The sequence below is a fragment of the Streptomyces sp. NPDC001728 genome (assembly GCF_040297565.1).
Taxonomy (GTDB): domain Bacteria; phylum Actinomycetota; class Actinomycetes; order Streptomycetales; family Streptomycetaceae; genus Streptomyces.
The window spans coordinates 392,639-409,471 of sequence record NZ_JBEOZK010000003.1 but is presented as its reverse complement, the minus strand read 5'-3'; the positions used below and the strand labels follow the sequence as shown (position 1 = coordinate 409,471).

17 protein-coding genes and 1 pseudogene are annotated in these 16,833 nt (G+C 70.0%); 6 read left to right on the top strand and 12 right to left on the bottom strand.

Features of this window, described 5'->3' with window-relative positions; translation table 11 throughout:
* The first annotated feature begins 4 nt into the window (after window positions 1–4).
* Window positions 5–1,069 (top strand): oxidoreductase, encoded by a 1,065-nt coding sequence (locus tag ABT154_RS07280; protein WP_351853931.1) that lies wholly within the window; start codon window positions 5–7, stop codon window positions 1,067–1,069.
* Window positions 1,070–1,146: 77 nt separating this feature from the next.
* Here ABT154_RS07280 and ABT154_RS07275 read toward each other — a convergent pair whose 3' ends face one another.
* The 9 genes from ABT154_RS07275 to ABT154_RS07235 all read right to left on the bottom strand — a co-directional run bounded on the left by ABT154_RS07275 (window position 1,147) and on the right by ABT154_RS07235 (window position 8,322).
* A complete protein-coding gene (locus ABT154_RS07275) occupies window positions 1,147–1,485 on the bottom strand; it encodes a metal-sulfur cluster assembly factor (RefSeq protein WP_017238620.1) in 339 nt (112 codons plus the stop codon).
* On the bottom strand, window positions 1,482–1,952 hold the full coding sequence (gene sufU, locus ABT154_RS07270; RefSeq protein ID WP_317873212.1) for a Fe-S cluster assembly sulfur transfer protein SufU: 471 nt from the start codon (window positions 1,950–1,952) through the stop codon (window positions 1,482–1,484). The genes ABT154_RS07275 and sufU overlap by 4 nt, the downstream gene beginning before the upstream one ends.
* An 8-nt stretch (window positions 1,953–1,960) precedes the next feature.
* Window positions 1,961–3,229: a cysteine desulfurase gene (locus ABT154_RS07265; protein ID WP_351853926.1), complete on the bottom strand. Its 1,269-nt coding sequence runs from the start codon at window positions 3,227–3,229 to the stop codon at window positions 1,961–1,963.
* Window positions 3,226–3,990 carry a Fe-S cluster assembly ATPase SufC gene (gene sufC / locus ABT154_RS07260; protein WP_351853923.1) on the bottom strand — a complete coding sequence of 255 codons (765 nt, stop codon included), beginning with the start codon at window positions 3,988–3,990 and terminating at the stop codon, window positions 3,226–3,228. The genes ABT154_RS07265 and sufC overlap by 4 nt, the downstream gene beginning before the upstream one ends.
* A 7-nt stretch (window positions 3,991–3,997) precedes the next feature.
* Window positions 3,998–4,315, bottom strand: a complete 318-nt coding sequence (locus ABT154_RS07255) for a bifunctional 3-phenylpropionate/cinnamic acid dioxygenase ferredoxin subunit (protein ID WP_024757173.1) — start codon at window positions 4,313–4,315, stop codon at window positions 3,998–4,000.
* Window positions 4,315–5,535 (bottom strand): Fe-S cluster assembly protein SufD, encoded by a 1,221-nt coding sequence (sufD, locus tag ABT154_RS07250; protein ID WP_351853920.1) that lies wholly within the window; start codon window positions 5,533–5,535, stop codon window positions 4,315–4,317. The genes ABT154_RS07255 and sufD overlap by 1 nt, the downstream gene beginning before the upstream one ends.
* Before the next feature lie 61 nt (window positions 5,536–5,596).
* Window positions 5,597–7,012 carry a Fe-S cluster assembly protein SufB gene (sufB, locus tag ABT154_RS07245; protein ID WP_317873216.1) on the bottom strand — a complete coding sequence of 472 codons (1,416 nt, stop codon included), beginning with the start codon at window positions 7,010–7,012 and terminating at the stop codon, window positions 5,597–5,599.
* Window positions 7,009–7,734, bottom strand: coding sequence for a helix-turn-helix transcriptional regulator (locus tag ABT154_RS07240; RefSeq protein WP_317873217.1), 726 nt, complete (start codon window positions 7,732–7,734; stop codon window positions 7,009–7,011). The genes sufB and ABT154_RS07240 overlap by 4 nt, the downstream gene beginning before the upstream one ends.
* An 18-nt stretch (window positions 7,735–7,752) precedes the next feature.
* Window positions 7,753–8,322: a formate/nitrite transporter family protein gene (locus ABT154_RS07235; protein ID WP_351853916.1), complete on the bottom strand. Its 570-nt coding sequence runs from the start codon at window positions 8,320–8,322 to the stop codon at window positions 7,753–7,755.
* Between the two features lie 110 nt (window positions 8,323–8,432).
* Here ABT154_RS07235 and ABT154_RS07230 point away from each other — a divergent pair, with 110 nt between their 5' ends.
* From ABT154_RS07230 to ABT154_RS07220, 3 genes are all read left to right on the top strand, one after another.
* Window positions 8,433–9,383: an ABC transporter ATP-binding protein gene (locus tag ABT154_RS07230; protein WP_351853913.1), complete on the top strand. Its 951-nt coding sequence runs from the start codon at window positions 8,433–8,435 to the stop codon at window positions 9,381–9,383.
* 139 nt (window positions 9,384–9,522) lie between these two features.
* Complete coding sequence (locus ABT154_RS07225; protein WP_351854256.1) at window positions 9,523–10,239, top strand: ABC transporter permease; 717 nt, start codon at window positions 9,523–9,525, stop codon at window positions 10,237–10,239.
* A gap of 52 nt (window positions 10,240–10,291) precedes the next feature.
* Entirely contained in the window at window positions 10,292–11,281 is a 990-nt protein-coding gene (locus ABT154_RS07220) for a COX15/CtaA family protein (RefSeq protein ID WP_502969457.1), read from the top strand.
* A 132-nt stretch (window positions 11,282–11,413) separates the two neighbouring features.
* Here ABT154_RS07220 and ABT154_RS07215 read toward each other — a convergent pair.
* The 3 genes and pseudogenes from ABT154_RS07215 to ABT154_RS07205 form a co-directional block, all read right to left on the bottom strand.
* Window positions 11,414–11,812 (bottom strand): annotated as a pseudogene (locus ABT154_RS07215) (amidohydrolase); the annotation flags it as partial.
* Window positions 11,813–11,887: 75 nt separating this feature from the next.
* Window positions 11,888–12,208, bottom strand: coding sequence for a hypothetical protein (locus ABT154_RS07210; protein ID WP_351853910.1), 321 nt, complete (start codon window positions 12,206–12,208; stop codon window positions 11,888–11,890).
* A gap of 105 nt (window positions 12,209–12,313) precedes the next feature.
* Entirely contained in the window at window positions 12,314–13,261 is a 948-nt protein-coding gene (locus tag ABT154_RS07205; protein ID WP_351853908.1) for a heme o synthase, read from the bottom strand.
* A gap of 314 nt (window positions 13,262–13,575) precedes the next feature.
* On the opposite strand from ABT154_RS07205, the gene tkt reads away from it, so the two are divergent.
* A complete protein-coding gene (tkt, locus tag ABT154_RS07200) occupies window positions 13,576–15,678 on the top strand; it encodes a transketolase (RefSeq protein WP_351853905.1) in 2,103 nt (700 codons plus the stop codon).
* A 36-nt stretch (window positions 15,679–15,714) separates the two neighbouring features.
* Entirely contained in the window at window positions 15,715–16,833 is a 1,119-nt protein-coding gene (tal, locus tag ABT154_RS07195) for a transaldolase (protein ID WP_317873223.1), read from the top strand.

Here is a 16,833-nt window from a genome sequence, read left to right as displayed (position 1 = left end):
CCGCATGACGTTTCCCCCAGGGCCGCCGTACGGCTACGGCTACCCACCTCCGCCCCCGCCGCCCAAGCCCGGCGTGATACCCCTGGCGCCGCTCGGCTTCAGCGCGATCCTGACCGGCGCCTTCGCGGCCTTGGGCCGCTACTGGAAGCAACTCCTCGGGGTCGCCTCGGTCGCGCACCTCGGCGCACTGGTGTTCGTCGGGGCGGCGCTCGGCATCGCGTACGCGGCGGTCCACGACCGCTTCCCCGCCGTGTTCGACCTGCCCTCCGGCCAGGAACCGCGGTGGGACGACGTCCGGCCGCTGCTGATCGCCTTCGCCTGTGTCTGGCTGGTCGGCATGATCGCGTTCGTCTGTGCCGGCGCCGTGGTGGCGGCGGCCTGTCCGGCCGTCGTCCAGGAGGCGGTCCTCGGCCGGCCGACGACCTTCGGCGCGATCTGGCGGCAGTCCTGGGCCCGGATGCCGGCCGTCTTCGGCACGGTGCTGCTGACGAGCCTGGCGCTGCTGATCCCGCTGATCCTCTTCCTCGTGGCCTTCTTCTGGATGTTCGCGACGTTGTTCGCGGCCTCGGTCGACTCCTCGGGCGACCCGGGGAGCGGTCTGTGGGTCGTCCCCCTGGTCGCGGTGGTCGCCGCGCTGCTCGTCACCCCGTTCGCCTTCTGGATCTGGGTGAAGTTCAGCCTGGCCCCGGCGGCGGCGGTGATGGAGCGGCAGGGCGCGATGGCCTCGATGCGGCGCTCCTCGCACCTGGTCCGCGGCTCCTGGTGGCGCGTCTTCGGCGGCCTCCTGGCGGCCGGGATCATGGCGTCCGTCGTGGGCATGCTGATCCAGCAGGTCCTGTCCCTGCTGGTCTCGGCCCCGCTGGCGGCCACCGACTTCTCGGGCGACGACTCCGCCGCCGTGGTGGCCTCCCTGGTGGTCGTCGTCACCTTCGTGGCCCTCGGCCAGCTGGTCAGCCAGGTGGTCGTCTCGGTCTTCCCGCCGCTGGTCACCGCCCTGCTCTACGTCGACCAGCGCATCCGCAAGGAGAACCTGGCCCCGGACCTGGCCCGCGCGGCGGGGCTCCTCTAGACGCGCGACCGGACACACGGGAACGGCCGTGCCCCGAAGGGCACGGCCGTTCTCGCTGTCATCCGCGACCGGACCGGTCAGACGTTGAACCCGAGCGCGCGCAGCTGCTCGCGGCCGTCGTCCGTGATCTTGTCCGGGCCCCACGGGGGCATCCAGACCCAGTTGATCTTCAGTTCGTTGACGATGCCGTCCGTCGCGGACTTCGCCTGGTCCTCGATCACATCGGTCAGCGGGCAGGCCGCCGACGTCAGGGTCATGTCCAGCGTCGCGACGTTCGAGTCGTCGATGTGGATGCCGTAGATCAGGCCCAGGTTGACGACGTCGATGCCCAGCTCGGGGTCGACGACGTCGTACAGCGCCTCACGGACTTCTTCCTCGGAGGCCGGCTTCATGGTGGCCTCGGCGTTCTCGGTCATGCCGACTTCCTCACAGACTTCTGGTCGTCCCCGAGCGCCTGGGCGGTCGCGTCCTTCCACGCCATCCAGCTGAGCAGGGCGCACTTCACACGGGCCGGATACTTGGAGACCCCCGCGAACGCGACGGCGTCCTCGAGGATCTCCTCCATCGCGTCGTCCGGCTCCAGCCGGCCCTTGGACTGCATCAGTTCCAGGAAGGTGCCCTGGATCTTCTGCGCCTCGGCCAGCTCCTTGCCGACGAGCAGCTCGTTGAGCACGGACGCCGAGGCCTGGCTGATGGAGCAGCCCTGGCCCTCGTACGACACGTCCTCGATGCGCGTGCCGTCGTACTTCACACGGAGCGTGATCTCGTCGCCGCACGTCGGGTTGACGTGGTGCACCTCCGCGTCGCCGTCCCGAAGACCGCGCCCGTGCGGGTGCTTGTAGTGGTCCAGGATGACGTCCTGGTACATCGAATCCAGCTTCACGACATCCCCTAGCCGAAGAAGTTCCGTACGTGCTCCAGACCCGCGACCAGGGCGTCGACCTCGGCCGGCGTGGAGTACAGATAGAACGACGCTCGCGTGGTCGCAGGAATTCCGTAACGGAGGCAGACCGGCCGCGCGCAGTGGTGGCCGACCCGGACCGCGATGCCCTCCTCGTCGAGGACCTGGCCCACGTCGTGCGGGTGGATGTCACCGAGCGTGAAGGAGATCGCCGCGCCGCGGTCCTCGGCCGTGGTGGGGCCGATGATCCGCAGGTCCGGGACCTCCTGGAGGCGCCGGACGGCGTACTCGGTGATCGCGTGCTCGTGGCGCGCGATGTTCTCCATGCCGATCGCCGACAGGTAGTCCACGGCCGCGCCGAGGCCGACGGCCTGGGCGATCGGGGGCGTACCCGCCTCGAACTTGTGCGGGGCCGGCGCGTACGTCGAGGAGTGCATCGACACGGTCTCGATCATCTCGCCGCCGCCGAGGAACGGGGGCAGGTCCTCCAGGAGTTCCTGCCGTCCCCACAGCACGCCGATGCCGGTCGGACCGCACATCTTGTGGCCGGTGAAGGCCACGAAGTCGGCCTGGAGCGCCTGCACGTCCACGACCATGTGCGGGGCCGCCTGGGAGGCGTCGATGCAGACGAGGGCACCGACCTCCTGGGCGCGACGGATGATCGTCTCCACCGGGTTGATCGTGCCCAGCAGGTTCGAGACCAGCGTGAACGAGACGATCTTGGTCTTCTCGGTGATGACCTCCTCGATGTTCGAGAGGTCGAGACGGCCGTCGTCGGTGAGACCGAACCACTTCAGCTTCGCGCCCGTGCGCTGCGAGAGCAGCTGCCACGGCACGATGTTGGAGTGGTGCTCCATCTCCGTGATGGCGATCTCGGTCTCGTGGTCCACGCGGTAGGGCTCGTCGGCCCAGCCCAGCATGTTGGCCACGAGGTTGAGCGACTCGGAGGCGTTCTTGGTGAAGATCACCTCGTCGCGGCTCGGCGCGTTGATGAAGGCCGCGACCTTGTCACGGGCGCCCTCGTACAGCGCCGTCGCCTCCTCGGCGACCGTGTAGACGCCACGGTGCACATTGGCGTTGTGACGCTCGTAGTACGTGGTGAGCGCGTCGAGGACCTGCCGCGGCTTCTGCGAGGTCGCCGCGGAGTCGAGGTACACGATCTTCTTGCCGTCGTGGACCACGCGATCCAGGAGCGGGAAGTCCTTGCGGATCGCCTCGGTGTCGAGGAGGCCGGAGAGCCCCTGATGGGCAGAAGTCACGCGGACGCGCCACCCTTCACGTACTTGTCGTAGCCCTCGTTCTCCAGCTGGTCGGCCAGCTCGGCGCCGCCGGACTCGACGATGCGGCCGTTCGCGAAGACGTGCACGAAGTCGGGCTTGATGTAGCGGAGGATCCGCGTGTAGTGCGTGATCAGCAGGGTGCCGACCTCGCCGCCCTCGCGGACGCGGTTGACGCCCTCGGAGACGACGCGCAGGGCGTCGACGTCGAGGCCGGAGTCGGTCTCGTCGAGGATCGCGATCTTCGGCTTGAGGAGCTCCAGCTGGAGGATCTCGTGGCGCTTCTTCTCACCGCCGGAGAAGCCCTCGTTGACGTTGCGCTCGGCGAAGGCCGGGTCCATCTGGAGCTGCTCCATCGCGGACTTGACCTCCTTCACCCAGGTGCGCAGCTTGGGCGCCTCGCCGCGGACGGCGGTGGCGGAGGTGCGCAGGAAGTTGGAGACCGAGACACCGGGGACCTCGACCGGGTACTGCATGGCGAGGAAGACGCCGGCACGGGCGCGCTCGTCGACCGACATCTCCAGGACGTCCTCACCGTCGAGGGTGACGGTGCCGCCGGTGATCGAGTACTTCGGGTGACCGGCGAGGGAGTAGGCCAGGGTCGACTTGCCGGAGCCGTTGGGGCCCATGACGGCGTGGGTCTCGCCCTGCTTGATGGTCAGGTCGACGCCCTTGAGGATCTCGCGGGGGCCGTTCTCCGCCTCGACGGAGACGTGCAGGTCGTGGATTTCAAGCGTTGCCATGGGTGACTCAGGACTCCTGGGTGACGGAGACGAGCACATCGTCCCCTTCGATCTTTACGGGGTATACGGGGACGGGACGCGTCGCGGGAAGGCCGGAGGGCTTGCCGCTGCGCAGGTCGAAGCTGGAGCCGTGCAGCCAGCACTCGATCGCGCAGTCCTCGACCTCGCCCTCCGAGAGGGAGACGTTCGCGTGCGAGCAGATGTCGTTGATCGCGAACACCTCGCCCTCGGTGTGCACGACCGACACCGGCGTGCCGTCGACCTCGACCCGCTTCGGGGTGTCGGCCTCCAGCTCGCTCAGCGCGCAGACTCGGACGAAGGCCATCAGACGGAGGCCTCCAGCTCGGCCTCGATCTTGGCGAGGAGTCGCTCCTGTACGTCCGGCAGACCGATCTGCTGGACGAGTTCCGCGAAGAAGCCGCGGACGACGAGGCGGCGGGCCTCGGTCTCCGGGATGCCGCGGGACATCAGGTAGAAGAGCTGCTCGTCGTCGAAACGGCCGGTGGCCGAGGCGTGACCGGCACCGGCGATCTCGCCGGTCTCGATCTCCAGGTTCGGTACGGAGTCGACCCGGGCGCCGTCCGTGAGGACCAGGTTCCGGTTGAGCTCGTACGTGTCGGTGCCCTCGGCGGCGGCCTGGATGAGCACGTCGCCGATCCAGACGGCGTGCGCGTCCTGGCCCTGCAGCGCGCCCTTGTAGGCCACGTTGGACTTGCAGTGCGGAGTGTTGTGGTCGACCAGGAGGCGGTGCTCCTGGTGCTGGCCGGCGTCCGTGAAGTACAGGCCGAACAGCTCCGCCTCGCCGCCGGGGGCCGCGTACGACACCCGGGGGTGGAGGCGGACGACGTCGCCGCCGAAGGTGACGACGACGGACTTGAAGGAGGCGTCGCGGCCGACCAGGGCGTTGTGCTGGGCGACGTGGACGGCCTTCTCGTCCCAGTCCTGGACGGAGACGACGGTCAGCTTGGCGCCGTCGCCGAGGACGTAGTCGACGTTGGCGGCGAGCACGGCGTCACCGGTGTGGTCCATGACCACGACGGCCTCGGCGAAGGCGCCGAGCTCGATCACCTGGTGGCCGAAGGCGGTGCCGCCCTGGCCGTGCACGGTGATGCGGATCGGCTCCGCGAGGACGGCCTCCTTGGCGACGGTGACGACCGAGGCCTTCTCGAAGGAGGAGTACGCCTGCGCGGCGACGCGGTCGACGGGCGTGCCGGCCTTGCCGAGGCGCTCGTCCTCGCGGCCGACGGTCTCCACGGTGACGCCCTCGGGGGCCTCGATCTCGACCTTGACGCCCTCGCCGGAGGCGACGGCGGTGCCGTCGTGGAGGCCGCGGAGACGGGCGAGCGGGGTGAACCGCCACTCCTCCTCACGGCCGTGCGGGACGGGGAAGTCCGCGACGTCGAAGGACGGGGGCGCGCTCATGCGCGTGGCGACGGTGGACTCGGCGGCCACCGCGATCGAGCCCGCGGTGGTGGAGCCCGCGGGTGGGGGTCCCCCATGCCCGAGCGGAGTCGAGGGCTTGGGGGAGTTCTGAGCCTCAGCCATGGCTGTCGTGTTGCTCTCTTCCTGCGTACGTGTGAGTCGGTCGCTGCTGGTGCGGTGGCTGTTAGCCGACCGCGCCTTCCATCTGCAGCTCGATCAGCCGGTTGAGCTCCAGGGCGTACTCCATCGGGAGTTCCTTGGCGATGGGCTCGACGAAGCCGCGGACGATCATCGCCATGGCCTCGAACTCGGTGAGGCCGCGGCTCATCAGGTAGAAGAGCTGGTCCTCGGAGACCTTGGAGACGGTGGCCTCGTGGCCCATGGAGACGTCGTCCTCGCGCACGTCCACGTAGGGGTACGTGTCCGAGCGGGAGATCGTGTCGACGAGCAGCGCGTCGCAGAGCACGTTGGACTTGGCGCCCGGGGCACCCTCGCCGATCTCGATGAGACCGCGGTAGGAGGTGCGGCCGCCGCCTCGCGCCACCGACTTGGAGACGATGTTGGAGGAGGTGTTCGGGGCCATGTGGACCATCTTGGCGCCGGCGTCCTGGTGCTGGCCCTCGCCCGCGAAGGCGATGGACAGGGTCTCGCCCTTGGCGTGCTCGCCCATGAGGTAGACGGCCGGGTACTTCATGGTGACCTTGGAGCCGATGTTGCCGTCGACCCACTCCATGGTGGCGCCCTCGTAGGCGACGGCGCGCTTGGTCACCAGGTTGTAGACGTTGTTCGACCAGTTCTGGATGGTCGTGTAGCGGCAGCGGCCGCCCTTCTTGACGATGATCTCGACGACGGCGCTGTGCAGCGAGTCCGAGGAGTAGATCGGGGCGGTGCAGCCCTCGACGTAGTGGACGTAGGCGTCCTCGTCGACGATGATCAGCGTCCGCTCGAACTGGCCCATGTTCTCCGTGTTGATACGGAAGTAGGCCTGGAGCGGGATCTCGACGTGCACGCCCTTCGGCACGTAGATGAACGAGCCGCCGGACCAGACGGCCGTGTTCAGGGAGGCGAACTTGTTGTCGCCGACCGGGATGACCGTGCCGAAGTACTCGCGGAAGAGCTCCTCGTGCTCCTTCAGCGCGGTGTCGGTGTCGACGAAGATGACGCCCTGCTCCTCCAGGTCCTCACGGATCTGGTGGTAGACGACCTCGGATTCGTACTGGGCGGCGACACCGGCGACGAGGCGCTGCTTCTCGGCCTCGGGGATGCCGAGCCTGTCGTACGTGTTCTTGATGTCCTCCGGCAGGTCCTCCCAGGACTCGGCCTGCTTCTCGGTGGACCGCACGAAGTACTTGATGTTGTCGAAGTCGATGCCGGAGAGGTCCGAGCCCCAGGTGGGCATGGGCTTCTTGCCGAAGAGCCGCAGACCCTTGAGACGCAGCTTCAGCATCCACTCGGGCTCGTTCTTCTTCGAGGAGATGTCGCGGACGACGTCCTCGTTCAGACCGCGCTTGGCGGTGGCACCGGCGGTGTCGGAGTCGGCCCAGCCGTACTCGTACCGACCCAGGCCCTCGAGCTCGGGGTGGCTGATCTCGGTGGTCATGCGGGGTTCCTCCCGGCCGTGCTTGCGGATGCTGATTCGGTGGTCTGTGGAGCACTGTGCGGGATGAACGTGGTGCAGACGCCGTCACCATGCGCGATGGTGGCCAGACGCTGGACGTGCGTTCCCAGGAGGCGGGAGAAGAACTCCGTCTCCGCCTCGCACAGCTGTGGGTACTGCTCGGCGACGTGGGCCACCGGGCAGTGGTGCTGGCAGAGCTGCTCGCCGACCGGCGCGTTCCGCGCAGTGGCAGCGTACCCGTCCGCGCTCAGGGCCTTGGCGAGCGCCTCGGCCCGCCGCTCGGGCTCGGCCGCGTCGACGGCCTCGCGGTAGGCCTCGGACTGGGACTCGATGCGGTCGCGGGCGAAGGCGGCCACGGCCGCCTCCCCTCCGGCGTTGCGCTCGATCCAGCGCAGCGCCTCGACGGCGAGCGAGTCGTAGGACTGGTCGAAGGCGTCCCGGCCGCAGTCGGTGAGCGCGAAGACCTTGGCGGGGCGGCCACGGGTACGGGTCCCGTAGACACGCTTCTCGCGGGCCTCCACGACCGTGTCGGCGACGAGCGAGTCGAGGTGGCGGCGGACGGCGGCCTGGGTGAGGCCAAGCCGCCCGGCCAGATCGGCGACGGTCGAGGGACCGTGGTCCAGGATCGACCGCGCGACCCGGTTGCGCGTCGAACGCTCTCGGGTCGCGAGTTCCTCCACGGGAGCCGCGCCAACGTTTTTCACAACGCCATTGTTGCGTAATTAATCTCGGACTGACAAGCCGCACCACCCGGGTGGGCGGTGCCGTGCATCACTCAGGCAAGGCTTACCTGACCTGCGGAAACGATCATTCATAGGACGAATCAGCGCTCCGGACGCCCTCCCCGGCACCGGATCCGGCCGTCCCGTGAACCAGTACGCGCAGGCCACCAGGGCTCCGCCGCCCACGATGTCGCCCGGCACCGTGAAGAACGGACTCCGCCCCAGATCGCCGAAACCGGCCGTCCCGTCGAGGATCGCCAACGAGTACAGCGCCATGTTCGCCACACAGTGCTCGAAGGCCACCGCGACGAACACCAGCACCGGCAGCCACAGCACGAAGACCTTCACCCCGTCGCCCCGGGCCCGCTGGAACATCCAGATCCCGAGGCAGACCAGCATGTTGCACAGCACCGCCCGCCAGAACAGCCGACCGCCGCCCAGCGCCTCCTTGCCGGCCACCAGCTCCGCCAGCATCGCCGAGACCGCGTACCTGCCGGGCCGGGCCAGGTCATGGGCCTTGTGCTCGGCCTGCCCGATCGCCTCCCGAAGGTTCTCCGCGACGCTGATCACCCTGTCGACGCCAGGCCCGCGCGCCGGGGCGGAGCGCACGTGAAGGTCCCGAACCCAGGGACCCGGGCCCCGCGCCGGAAGGACCTCCGCCCCCTCTCTAGACTTCCCCCATGCGCGGGACCCAGCACAACGACTCCGACTCCGCCTCCGCCGTCCAGGTCCGTGGCCTGGTCAAGCGGTACGGAAGCAAGACCGCCGTCGACGGCCTCGACCTCGACGTGCGGGCGGCCACCGTCACCGCCGTCCTCGGCCCCAACGGAGCCGGCAAGACCACCACCATCGAGACCTGCGAGGGCTACCGCAGGCCCGACGCCGGCACCGTCCGCGTCCTCGGCCTCGACCCGGTCGCCGACGCGGTCGCCCTGCGCCCCCGGATCGGTGTGATGCTCCAGTCCGGCGGCGTCTACTCCGGCGCCCGCGCCGACGAGATGCTCCGCCACATGGCGAAGCTCCACGCCCACCCCCTCGATGTGGACGCCCTGATCGAGCGCCTCGGCCTCGGCTCCTGCGGGCGCACCACCTACCGGCGCCTCTCCGGCGGCCAGCAGCAGCGCCTCGCGCTCGCCATGGCCGTCGTCGGCCGCCCCGAGCTGGTCTTCCTCGACGAGCCCACCGCCGGACTCGACCCGCAGGCCCGCCGCGCCACCTGGGACCTCGTGCGCGAGCTGCGCGCCGACGGCGTGACCGTGGTCCTCACCACCCACTTCATGCAGGAGGCGGAGGAACTCGCCGACGACGTCGCCATCGTCGACGCCGGCCGGGTCGCCGCCCAGGGCAGCCCCGAGCAGCTGTGCCGGGGCGGCGCCGAGAACACCCTGCGCTTCACCGGACGCCCCGGACTCGACCTGGGCTCCCTCCTCAAGGCGCTCCCCGACGGCTCCGCCGCGGCGGAGCCGCTCCCGGGCACGTACCGGATCAGCGGCACGGTCGACCCGCAGCTGCTCGCCACGGTCACCAGCTGGTGCGCCCAGCACGGGGTCATGCCCGAAGGCATCGCCGTCGAGCGCCACACCCTCGAAGACGTTTTTCTTGAGCTCACGGGCAAGGAGTTGCGCGGATGACGCCGGTCGACATGGTGATTCGCCGGGGGTCCGGGGGTCGCCCCCCGGGTCGGCACGGCCTCGAACTGACGGGCAAGGAACTGCGGTCGTGAGCACTGGTACCTACGCGCCGAAGCCCGGCGCCGCCCCCGTCGGCCGGATGATCGCGGCGCAGACGGCGCTGGAGACCCGGATGCTGCTGCGCAACGGCGAGCAGCTGCTGCTGACCGTGATCATCCCCTCGCTGCTGCTCGTGCTGTTCTCCACGGTCGACATCGTGGACACCGGCGCCGACAAGGCCGTGGACTTCCTCGCCCCCGGCGTCCTCGCGCTCGCCGTCCTGTCGACCGCCTTCACCGGCCAGGCCATCGCCACCGGCTTCGAGCGGCGGTACGGGGTGCTCAAGCGCCTCGGCGCCTCACCGCTCCCCCGCTGGGCGCTGATGACCTCCAAGACGCTCGCGGTCCTGGTCACCGAGGTCCTCCAGATCGCCCTGCTCACGGTGATCGCCCTGGCCCTGGGCTGGTCCCCGCACGGCGACCCGTTCTCCGTAGCGCTGCTCCTGGTCCTCGGCACGGCCGCGTTCTCGGGGCTCGGCCTGCTGATGGCGGGCACGCTGAAGGCGGAGGCCACGCTGGCCGCCGCCAACCTGGTGTTCCTGCTGCTCCTGGTGGGCGGCGGGGTCATCGTCCCGCTGGACAGGTTCCCGGACGCGGCCCGCTCGGTCCTGGAGCTGCTGCCGATCTCCGCCCTCTCCGACGGCCTGCGCGCGGTCCTCCAGGACGGCGCGTCGCTGCCCTGGGGCGACGCCCTGACCCTGGCGGTCTGGGCGGTGCTGGGGCTCGGCGCGGCGGCGAAGTTCTTCCGCTGGGAGTAGCCGAGGGGTCCCAGAGGGTGACGTTTCCCGACAAGGCACCCCTCGTGAAAGCGTGCACAAGCCCCGGCCTACGATAGGGCGCGTGCTGACCCCCCTCGCCTCCATCGCCCGGCGCTGGACCCCGTCCCCCCGGACGCTCCGGCGCGCCGCGCTCTCCGCCGTCGTGATGAGCGTCCTCATCATCGTCACGGGTGGCGCGGTCCGGCTGACCGGTTCCGGTCTGGGCTGCGACACCTGGCCCAAGTGCACCGACGACAGTCTGATCGTGACGCCCGAGCAGGGCTACCGCGGCCTGATCGAGTTCGGCAACCGGATGCTGACGTACGTCCTGTCGGCCGCCGTCGGCTGGGCGATCATCGCGGCCCGGTCCACCAAGCCGTGGCGGCGCGGGCTGACGCGGCTCGGCTGGGCCCAGTTCTGGATCGTGATGAGCAACGCCGTCATCGGCGGCATCACGGTGTGGATGGGCCTCAACCCGTGGACGGTGGCCGGCCACTTCCTCGCCGCGAACTCGCTGCTCACGGTCGCCGTCATCACCTGGCACCGGACCGGCGAGGGCGACACCCCCTCCCGTCCGCGCGTGCCGCGCCCGGTGCGGAAGCTCTCCTGGGCGATCACGATCGTCTCGGCGCTGCTCATCGTGCTCGGGACGACGGTGACCGGCGCCGGCAAGCACGCCGGTGACAGCAGCGACGTCCCGCGCATGCCCTGGGACTGGACGAACGCCGCGCACGTCCACGCCATCGCCGCCTGGGTCGTCTGCGCCCTGGCGGTCGCCATGTGGCTGGTGCTGCGTGTGGTGGACGCCCCGCTCGACACCCGGGCCCGCGCACGCGACCTGCTGATCGTGCTGCTCGCGCAGGGGGCCGTGGGCTATGTGCAGTACTTCACGGGCGTGCCCGAGCTCCTGGTCGCCGCTCATATGCTCGGCTCCTCGCTGATGTGGATCGCCGTGCTGCGGCTCGCCCTGAGCCTGCGCGAGCGCCCGGTGCCCACCGCCGGCATCCCGGCCCAGGCCGACGCGGAGCTGGCGAAGGCCTGAGCCCCGGCCACCCCACCGACCCGACGGGTCTACCGGCTCCCCGCCAGCCGGTAGACCCGTCGCGCGTTCTCCGCCGCGATCATCCCCGCCACCCGCTGCGCGTCGGTACGGGACCAGGCGCCGTCCATGACCGGCGAGAGGTTCGAGGCGGACGACCTGATGGGCCTCGGCGGCGCCCGCGGCGGCCGGCTCGGCGGGGCCCGTGAGGTCGCCGGGGAGTCCGGTGGCGACCAGGTAGGTGGTGATCCCGGAGGCCCGCAGCAGCCGGCGGCCCGCCTCCGCGACCGCGAGTTCGCGCCGGCGCGCGAGGTAGCGGGCGGGCGGGCAGTGCGGTTCGAGCCCGAGGACCGGCGGGCACCAGCGGCGCACGGCGAAACCGGTCTGTGTGTCGAGGAAGGTGGTGCCCGGGGCGGGCAGCGCGCCGCTCTCGCCGAGCTGGGCGCCGAGGTGGGCCTCGAAGGTGCCGAGGCCCAGCTCCGTGCGGAGCACCCCGTGGCAGTACTGGTCCACCAGGTTCGGCGTGTCGATCATCTCGGGGGGCTCCCTGCGTGGACGTGTCACGTCTCCACGCGTCCTGACGGGTGAGCCCCGCACGAGGTGGTCGCCTCAGCTGTTGGAGGGTCCGCCGATCTGGATACCGGCCATCCGGGTCCACTCGTACGGGCCGGTGGTGACCTTGGCGGCGAACTCGCCGTCGAACTCCTCGTGGAGGGTCAGTCCGGCCTTCTCGACGGCCTGGCGGGCGATCTCCCGAGTCGGCGCGACGAGGTCGCCCCAGCCGCCGTCGGTGCCGACCAGGACGATGCGGGTGCCCGCCTGGCCGATGTGCGCGAGGTGTCCCTCGGAGCCGCCGTGCTCCTCGGAGAAGGCCTTGATCTGCTTGGCGAGCCGGGCCGCCTTGCGCTCTTCCTGCTTCGTTTCTGCCATGAAAGGGATGCTACCGAGCGGTAGATCCAACGGCGACGGCCGGGCCGTGTGGGCTGTCCCACGTGACCCGGCCGTCGGCCGTACCCCTGGTGCGAGCGGGGCTCGCTAGCGGAGGAAGGGGTCCACCGCTACCGCCACGAAGAGCAGCGACACATAGGTGATGGACCAGTGGAAGAGGCGCATCTCCTTGAGCTTCGCACCGGTCGCGCCCGCCTTGGCGCGGTTGAGCAGCGCGTGCGCCTCCCAGAGCCACCAGCCGCCGGTGACCAGCGCCACGGCGGTGTAGAGCCAGCCGGTGTAGCCCAGAGGGGTGAGCAGCAGCGAGACCGCGACCATCACCCAGCTGTAGAGGACGATCTGCTTGGCGACGACCTTGTTGGAGGCCAGCACCGGGAGCATGGGCACGCCGGCCCGGGCGTAGTCGTCCTTCACCTTCATCGACAGCGGCCAGTAGTGCGGCGGCGTCCAGAAGAAGATGACGAGGAAGAGGATGACCGCGGCCCAGGACATCGAGTTCGTCACGGCCGACCAGCCGATGAGCACCGGAAGGCAGCCGGCGATGCCGCCCCAGACGATGTTCTGCGCGGTGCGCCGCTTCAGGATCATCGTGTAGACCACGACGTAGAAGAGGAGCGCGCCGAGCGAGAGCGCGGCGGACAGCCAGTTGACGAGCAGGCCGAACCAGAGCGTGGAGACCACGGCGAGGCTGAGGCCGAAGACCAGGCCCTCGCGGGGGGTCAGCACGCCGGTGACCAGCGGACGCTGGGAGGTGCGGTCCATCAGCGCGTCGATGTCGCGGTCGATGTACATGTTCAGCGCGTTGGCGCCGCCCGCCGACAGATAGCCGCCGAAGCAGGTGGCGAGCACCAGCCACAGGTCCGGCACGCCCTGCTCGGCGAGGAACATCACCGGCACGGTGGTGATGAGCAGCAGCTCGATGATCCGCGGCTTGGTCAGCGCCACGAATGCCTTGACGCGGGCCCCGAACGGCCGATGGCCCCCCGGGCTGGGAGTCAAGACGACCCCTGCGGGTCGGGACTCGACGGCCGTCACGCACACCCCTGACAGAGAAATTCCCAGCAAGCTCCCCGGATGAAGACGGGGTAGAGCTTGCGCGTACCACGCCACTGTAGACGTTGCCCAGACGCCGATCTTCGCGGGGGTGGGGTCGTGTTGAGGCGGTGTGTCCCAAGGCGTGGACGCGCTTCGGGAGGCGAAGTCACACGGGCGGCGGCAGTCTTGCTGTGTCCGCTCATTTGAGGGGCATGCACACGAAAAGAGGGGCGTTCCGGCGGGGGTAGGCTCGACAACGCCGGTACACCCTCAGTCACCGGCCCAAGCCATGTGGAGAGGAGCCCTGACCCAGGGTGAGCACTAAGCCGACCACCACAGACCTCGAGTGGACCGAGTTGGACCAGCGGGCCGTCGACACCGCCCGCATCCTGGCCGCGGACGCCGTACAGAAGGTCGGCAACGGCCATCCCGGTACGGCGATGAGCCTGGCGCCCGCCGCGTACACCCTCTTCCAGAAGGTGATGCGGCACGACCCGGCCGACCCCGAGTGGGTCGGGCGCGACCGGTTCGTCCTCTCCGCCGGCCACTCGTCCCTGACCCTCTACACCCAGCTGTACCTGGGTGGTTTCGGGCTCGAACTGGACGACCTCAAGTCCTTCCGCACCTGGGGCTCGAAGACCCCCGGTCACCCGGAGTACGGCCACACCGCCGCCGTCGAGACGACGACGGGCCCGCTGGGCCAGGGTGTCGCCAACGCGGTGGGCATGGCGATGGCCGCCCGCTTCGAGCGCGGTCTGTTCGACCCGGAGGCCGCTGTCGGCGCTTCTCCGTTCGACCACCGGATCTACGCGATCGCCGGTGACGGCTGCCTGCAGGAGGGCATCTCCGCGGAGGCGTCCTCGCTCGCCGGCCACCAGAAGCTCGGCAACCTGATCCTGCTGTGGGACGACAACCACATCTCGATCGAGGGCGACACCGAGACGGCCGTGTCCGAGGACACGATGAAGCGGTACGAGGCGTACGGCTGGCACGTCCAGCGCGTCGAGCCGCAGGCCAACGGCGACCTGGACCCGGCCGGGCTGTACGCGGCGATCAGGGCCGCCGAGGCCGAGACCGGGCGCCCGTCGTTCATCGCGATGCGTTCGATCATCGCCTGGCCCGCGCCGAACGCGCAGAACACCGAGGCCGCGCACGGCTCGGCGCTCGGCGACGAGGAGATCGCGGCCACCAAGCGCGTCCTGGGCTTCGACCCGGAGCAGGCCTTCGAGGTCTCGGACGAGGTCATCGCGCACACCCGCTCGCTCGGCGACCGCGGCCGTGAGGCCCGCGCCGCCTGGGAGAAGCAGCTCGCGGAGTGGCGTACGGCCAGCCCGGAGCGCGCGGCCGAGTTCGACCGCATCCAGGCCAACGAGCTGCCGGCCGGCTGGGCCGAGAAGCTCCCGGTCTTCGAGCCGGGCAAGGGTGTCGCCACCCGTGCCGCCTCGGGCCAGGTCCTCAAGGCGCTCGGCGCGGTCGTCCCGGAGCTGTGGGGCGGCTCGGCCGACCTCGCCGGCTCGAACAACACGACGATCGACAAGGACTCGTCGTTCCTCCCCGAGGGCAACCCGCTCCCGGAGGCCGACAAGTACGGCCGCACGATCCACTTCGGCATCCGCGAGCACTCCATGGCCGCGGAGATGAACGGCATCGCGCTGCACGGCAACACGCGCATCTACGGCGGCACCTTCCTGGTGTTCTCCGACTACATGCGCAACGCCGTGCGTCTGTCGGCCCTGATGCACCTGCCGGTGACCTACGTCTGGACCCATGACTCGATCGGTCTGGGCGAGGACGGCCCGACGCACCAGCCGGTGGAGCACCTGGCCTCGCTGCGCGCGATCCCGGGTCTCAACGTGGTCCGTCCGGCCGACGCCAACGAGACGGCGATCGCCTGGCGCGAGATCATGCGGCGCCACACCAAGGTCTTCGGCAAGGGCGCCCCGCACGGTCTGGCGCTGACCCGCCAGGGCGTGCCGACGTACGCGCCGAACGAGGACACGGTCAAGGGCGGCTACGTGCTGTTCGAGGCCGAAGGGCCCTCCGGGCAGCACACAGAGGCCCAGGTCGTGCTGATCGGCACGGGCTCCGAGGTGCACCTGGCCGTCGAGGCCCGTGAGCAGCTCCAGGCGGCCGGTGTCCCGGCCCGGGTGGTCTCGATGCCGTCCGTGGAGTGGTTCGAGGAGCAGGACCAGGAGTACAAGGACTCGGTCCTGCCGCCGTCGGTCAAGGCCCGTGTCGCGGTCGAGGCCGGTATCGGTCTCACCTGGCACCGGTACGTCGGGGACGCCGGCCGGATCGTCTCGCTGGAGCACTTCGGTGCGTCGGCGGACGCGAAGGTCCTGTTCCGCGAGTTCGGGTTCACGCCGGAGGCCATCGTCGCCGCCGCCCGGGAATCGATCGCCGCCGCCGCGCGCTGACGCGGATACGTACGACTTAATGGAGATGCAATTCTCATGACAGACGCTCTCAAGCGCCTCTCCGACGAAGGCGTCGCGATCTGGCTGGACGACCTCTCGCGCAAGCGGATCACGTCCGGCAACCTGGCCGAGCTCATCGACCAGAGCCATGTGGTCGGTGTGACCACCAACCCGTCGATCTTCCAGAAGGCCATCTCGCACGGTGACGGTTACGAGCAGCAGCTCGCCGACCTCGCCGCCCGCAAGGTGACCGTCGACGAGGCCATCCGCATGATCACGACGGCGGACGTCCGCGACGCCGCCGACATCCTGCGGCCGGTCTTCGAGGCGACCGACGGCCAGGACGGCCGCGTCTCCATCGAGGTCGACCCCCGTCTCGCCCACGAGACGACCGCCACCGTCGCCGAGGCCAAGCAGCTGGCCTGGCTGGTGGACCGCCCGAACACGCTCATCAAGATCCCGGCCACCAAGGCGGGTCTGCCGGCGATCACCGAGGTCATCGGCCTCGGTATCAGCGTCAACGTGACGCTGATCTTCTCGCTGGAGCGCTACCGCGCGGTCATGGACGCCTACCTGGCGGGTCTGGAGAAGGCCCGCGAGCGCGGCCTCGACCTCTCCAAGATCCACTCGGTGGCCTCCTTCTTCGTGTCCCGGGTGGACTCGGAGATCGACAAGCGCCTGGACGGCATCGGCACCGACGAGGCCAAGGCCCTCAAGGGCAAGGCCGCGCTGGCCAACGCCCGCCTCGCCTACGAGGCGTACGAGGAGGTCTTCTCCTCGGAGCGCTGGGCCGCCCTCGACAAGGCGCAGGCCAACAAGCAGCGTCCGCTGTGGGCCTCGACCGGCGTCAAGGACCCGGCGTACAAGGACACCCTGTACGTCGTGGACCTGGTCGCCCCCGGCACGGTCAACACCATGCCGGAGGCCACCCTGGAGGCCACCGCCGACCACGGCGTCGTCTCCGGTGACACCGTGCGCGGCACGTACGACCAGTCGCGCGCGGAGCTGGCCGCCGTCGAGAAGCTGGGCATCGCCTACGACGACGTCGTCCAGCTCCTGGAGGACGAGGGCGTCGAGAAGTTCGAGGCGTCCTGGAACGACCTGCTCAAGTCCACCGAGGCGGAGCTCTCGCGCCTCGCACCTTCGGAGGCGTAA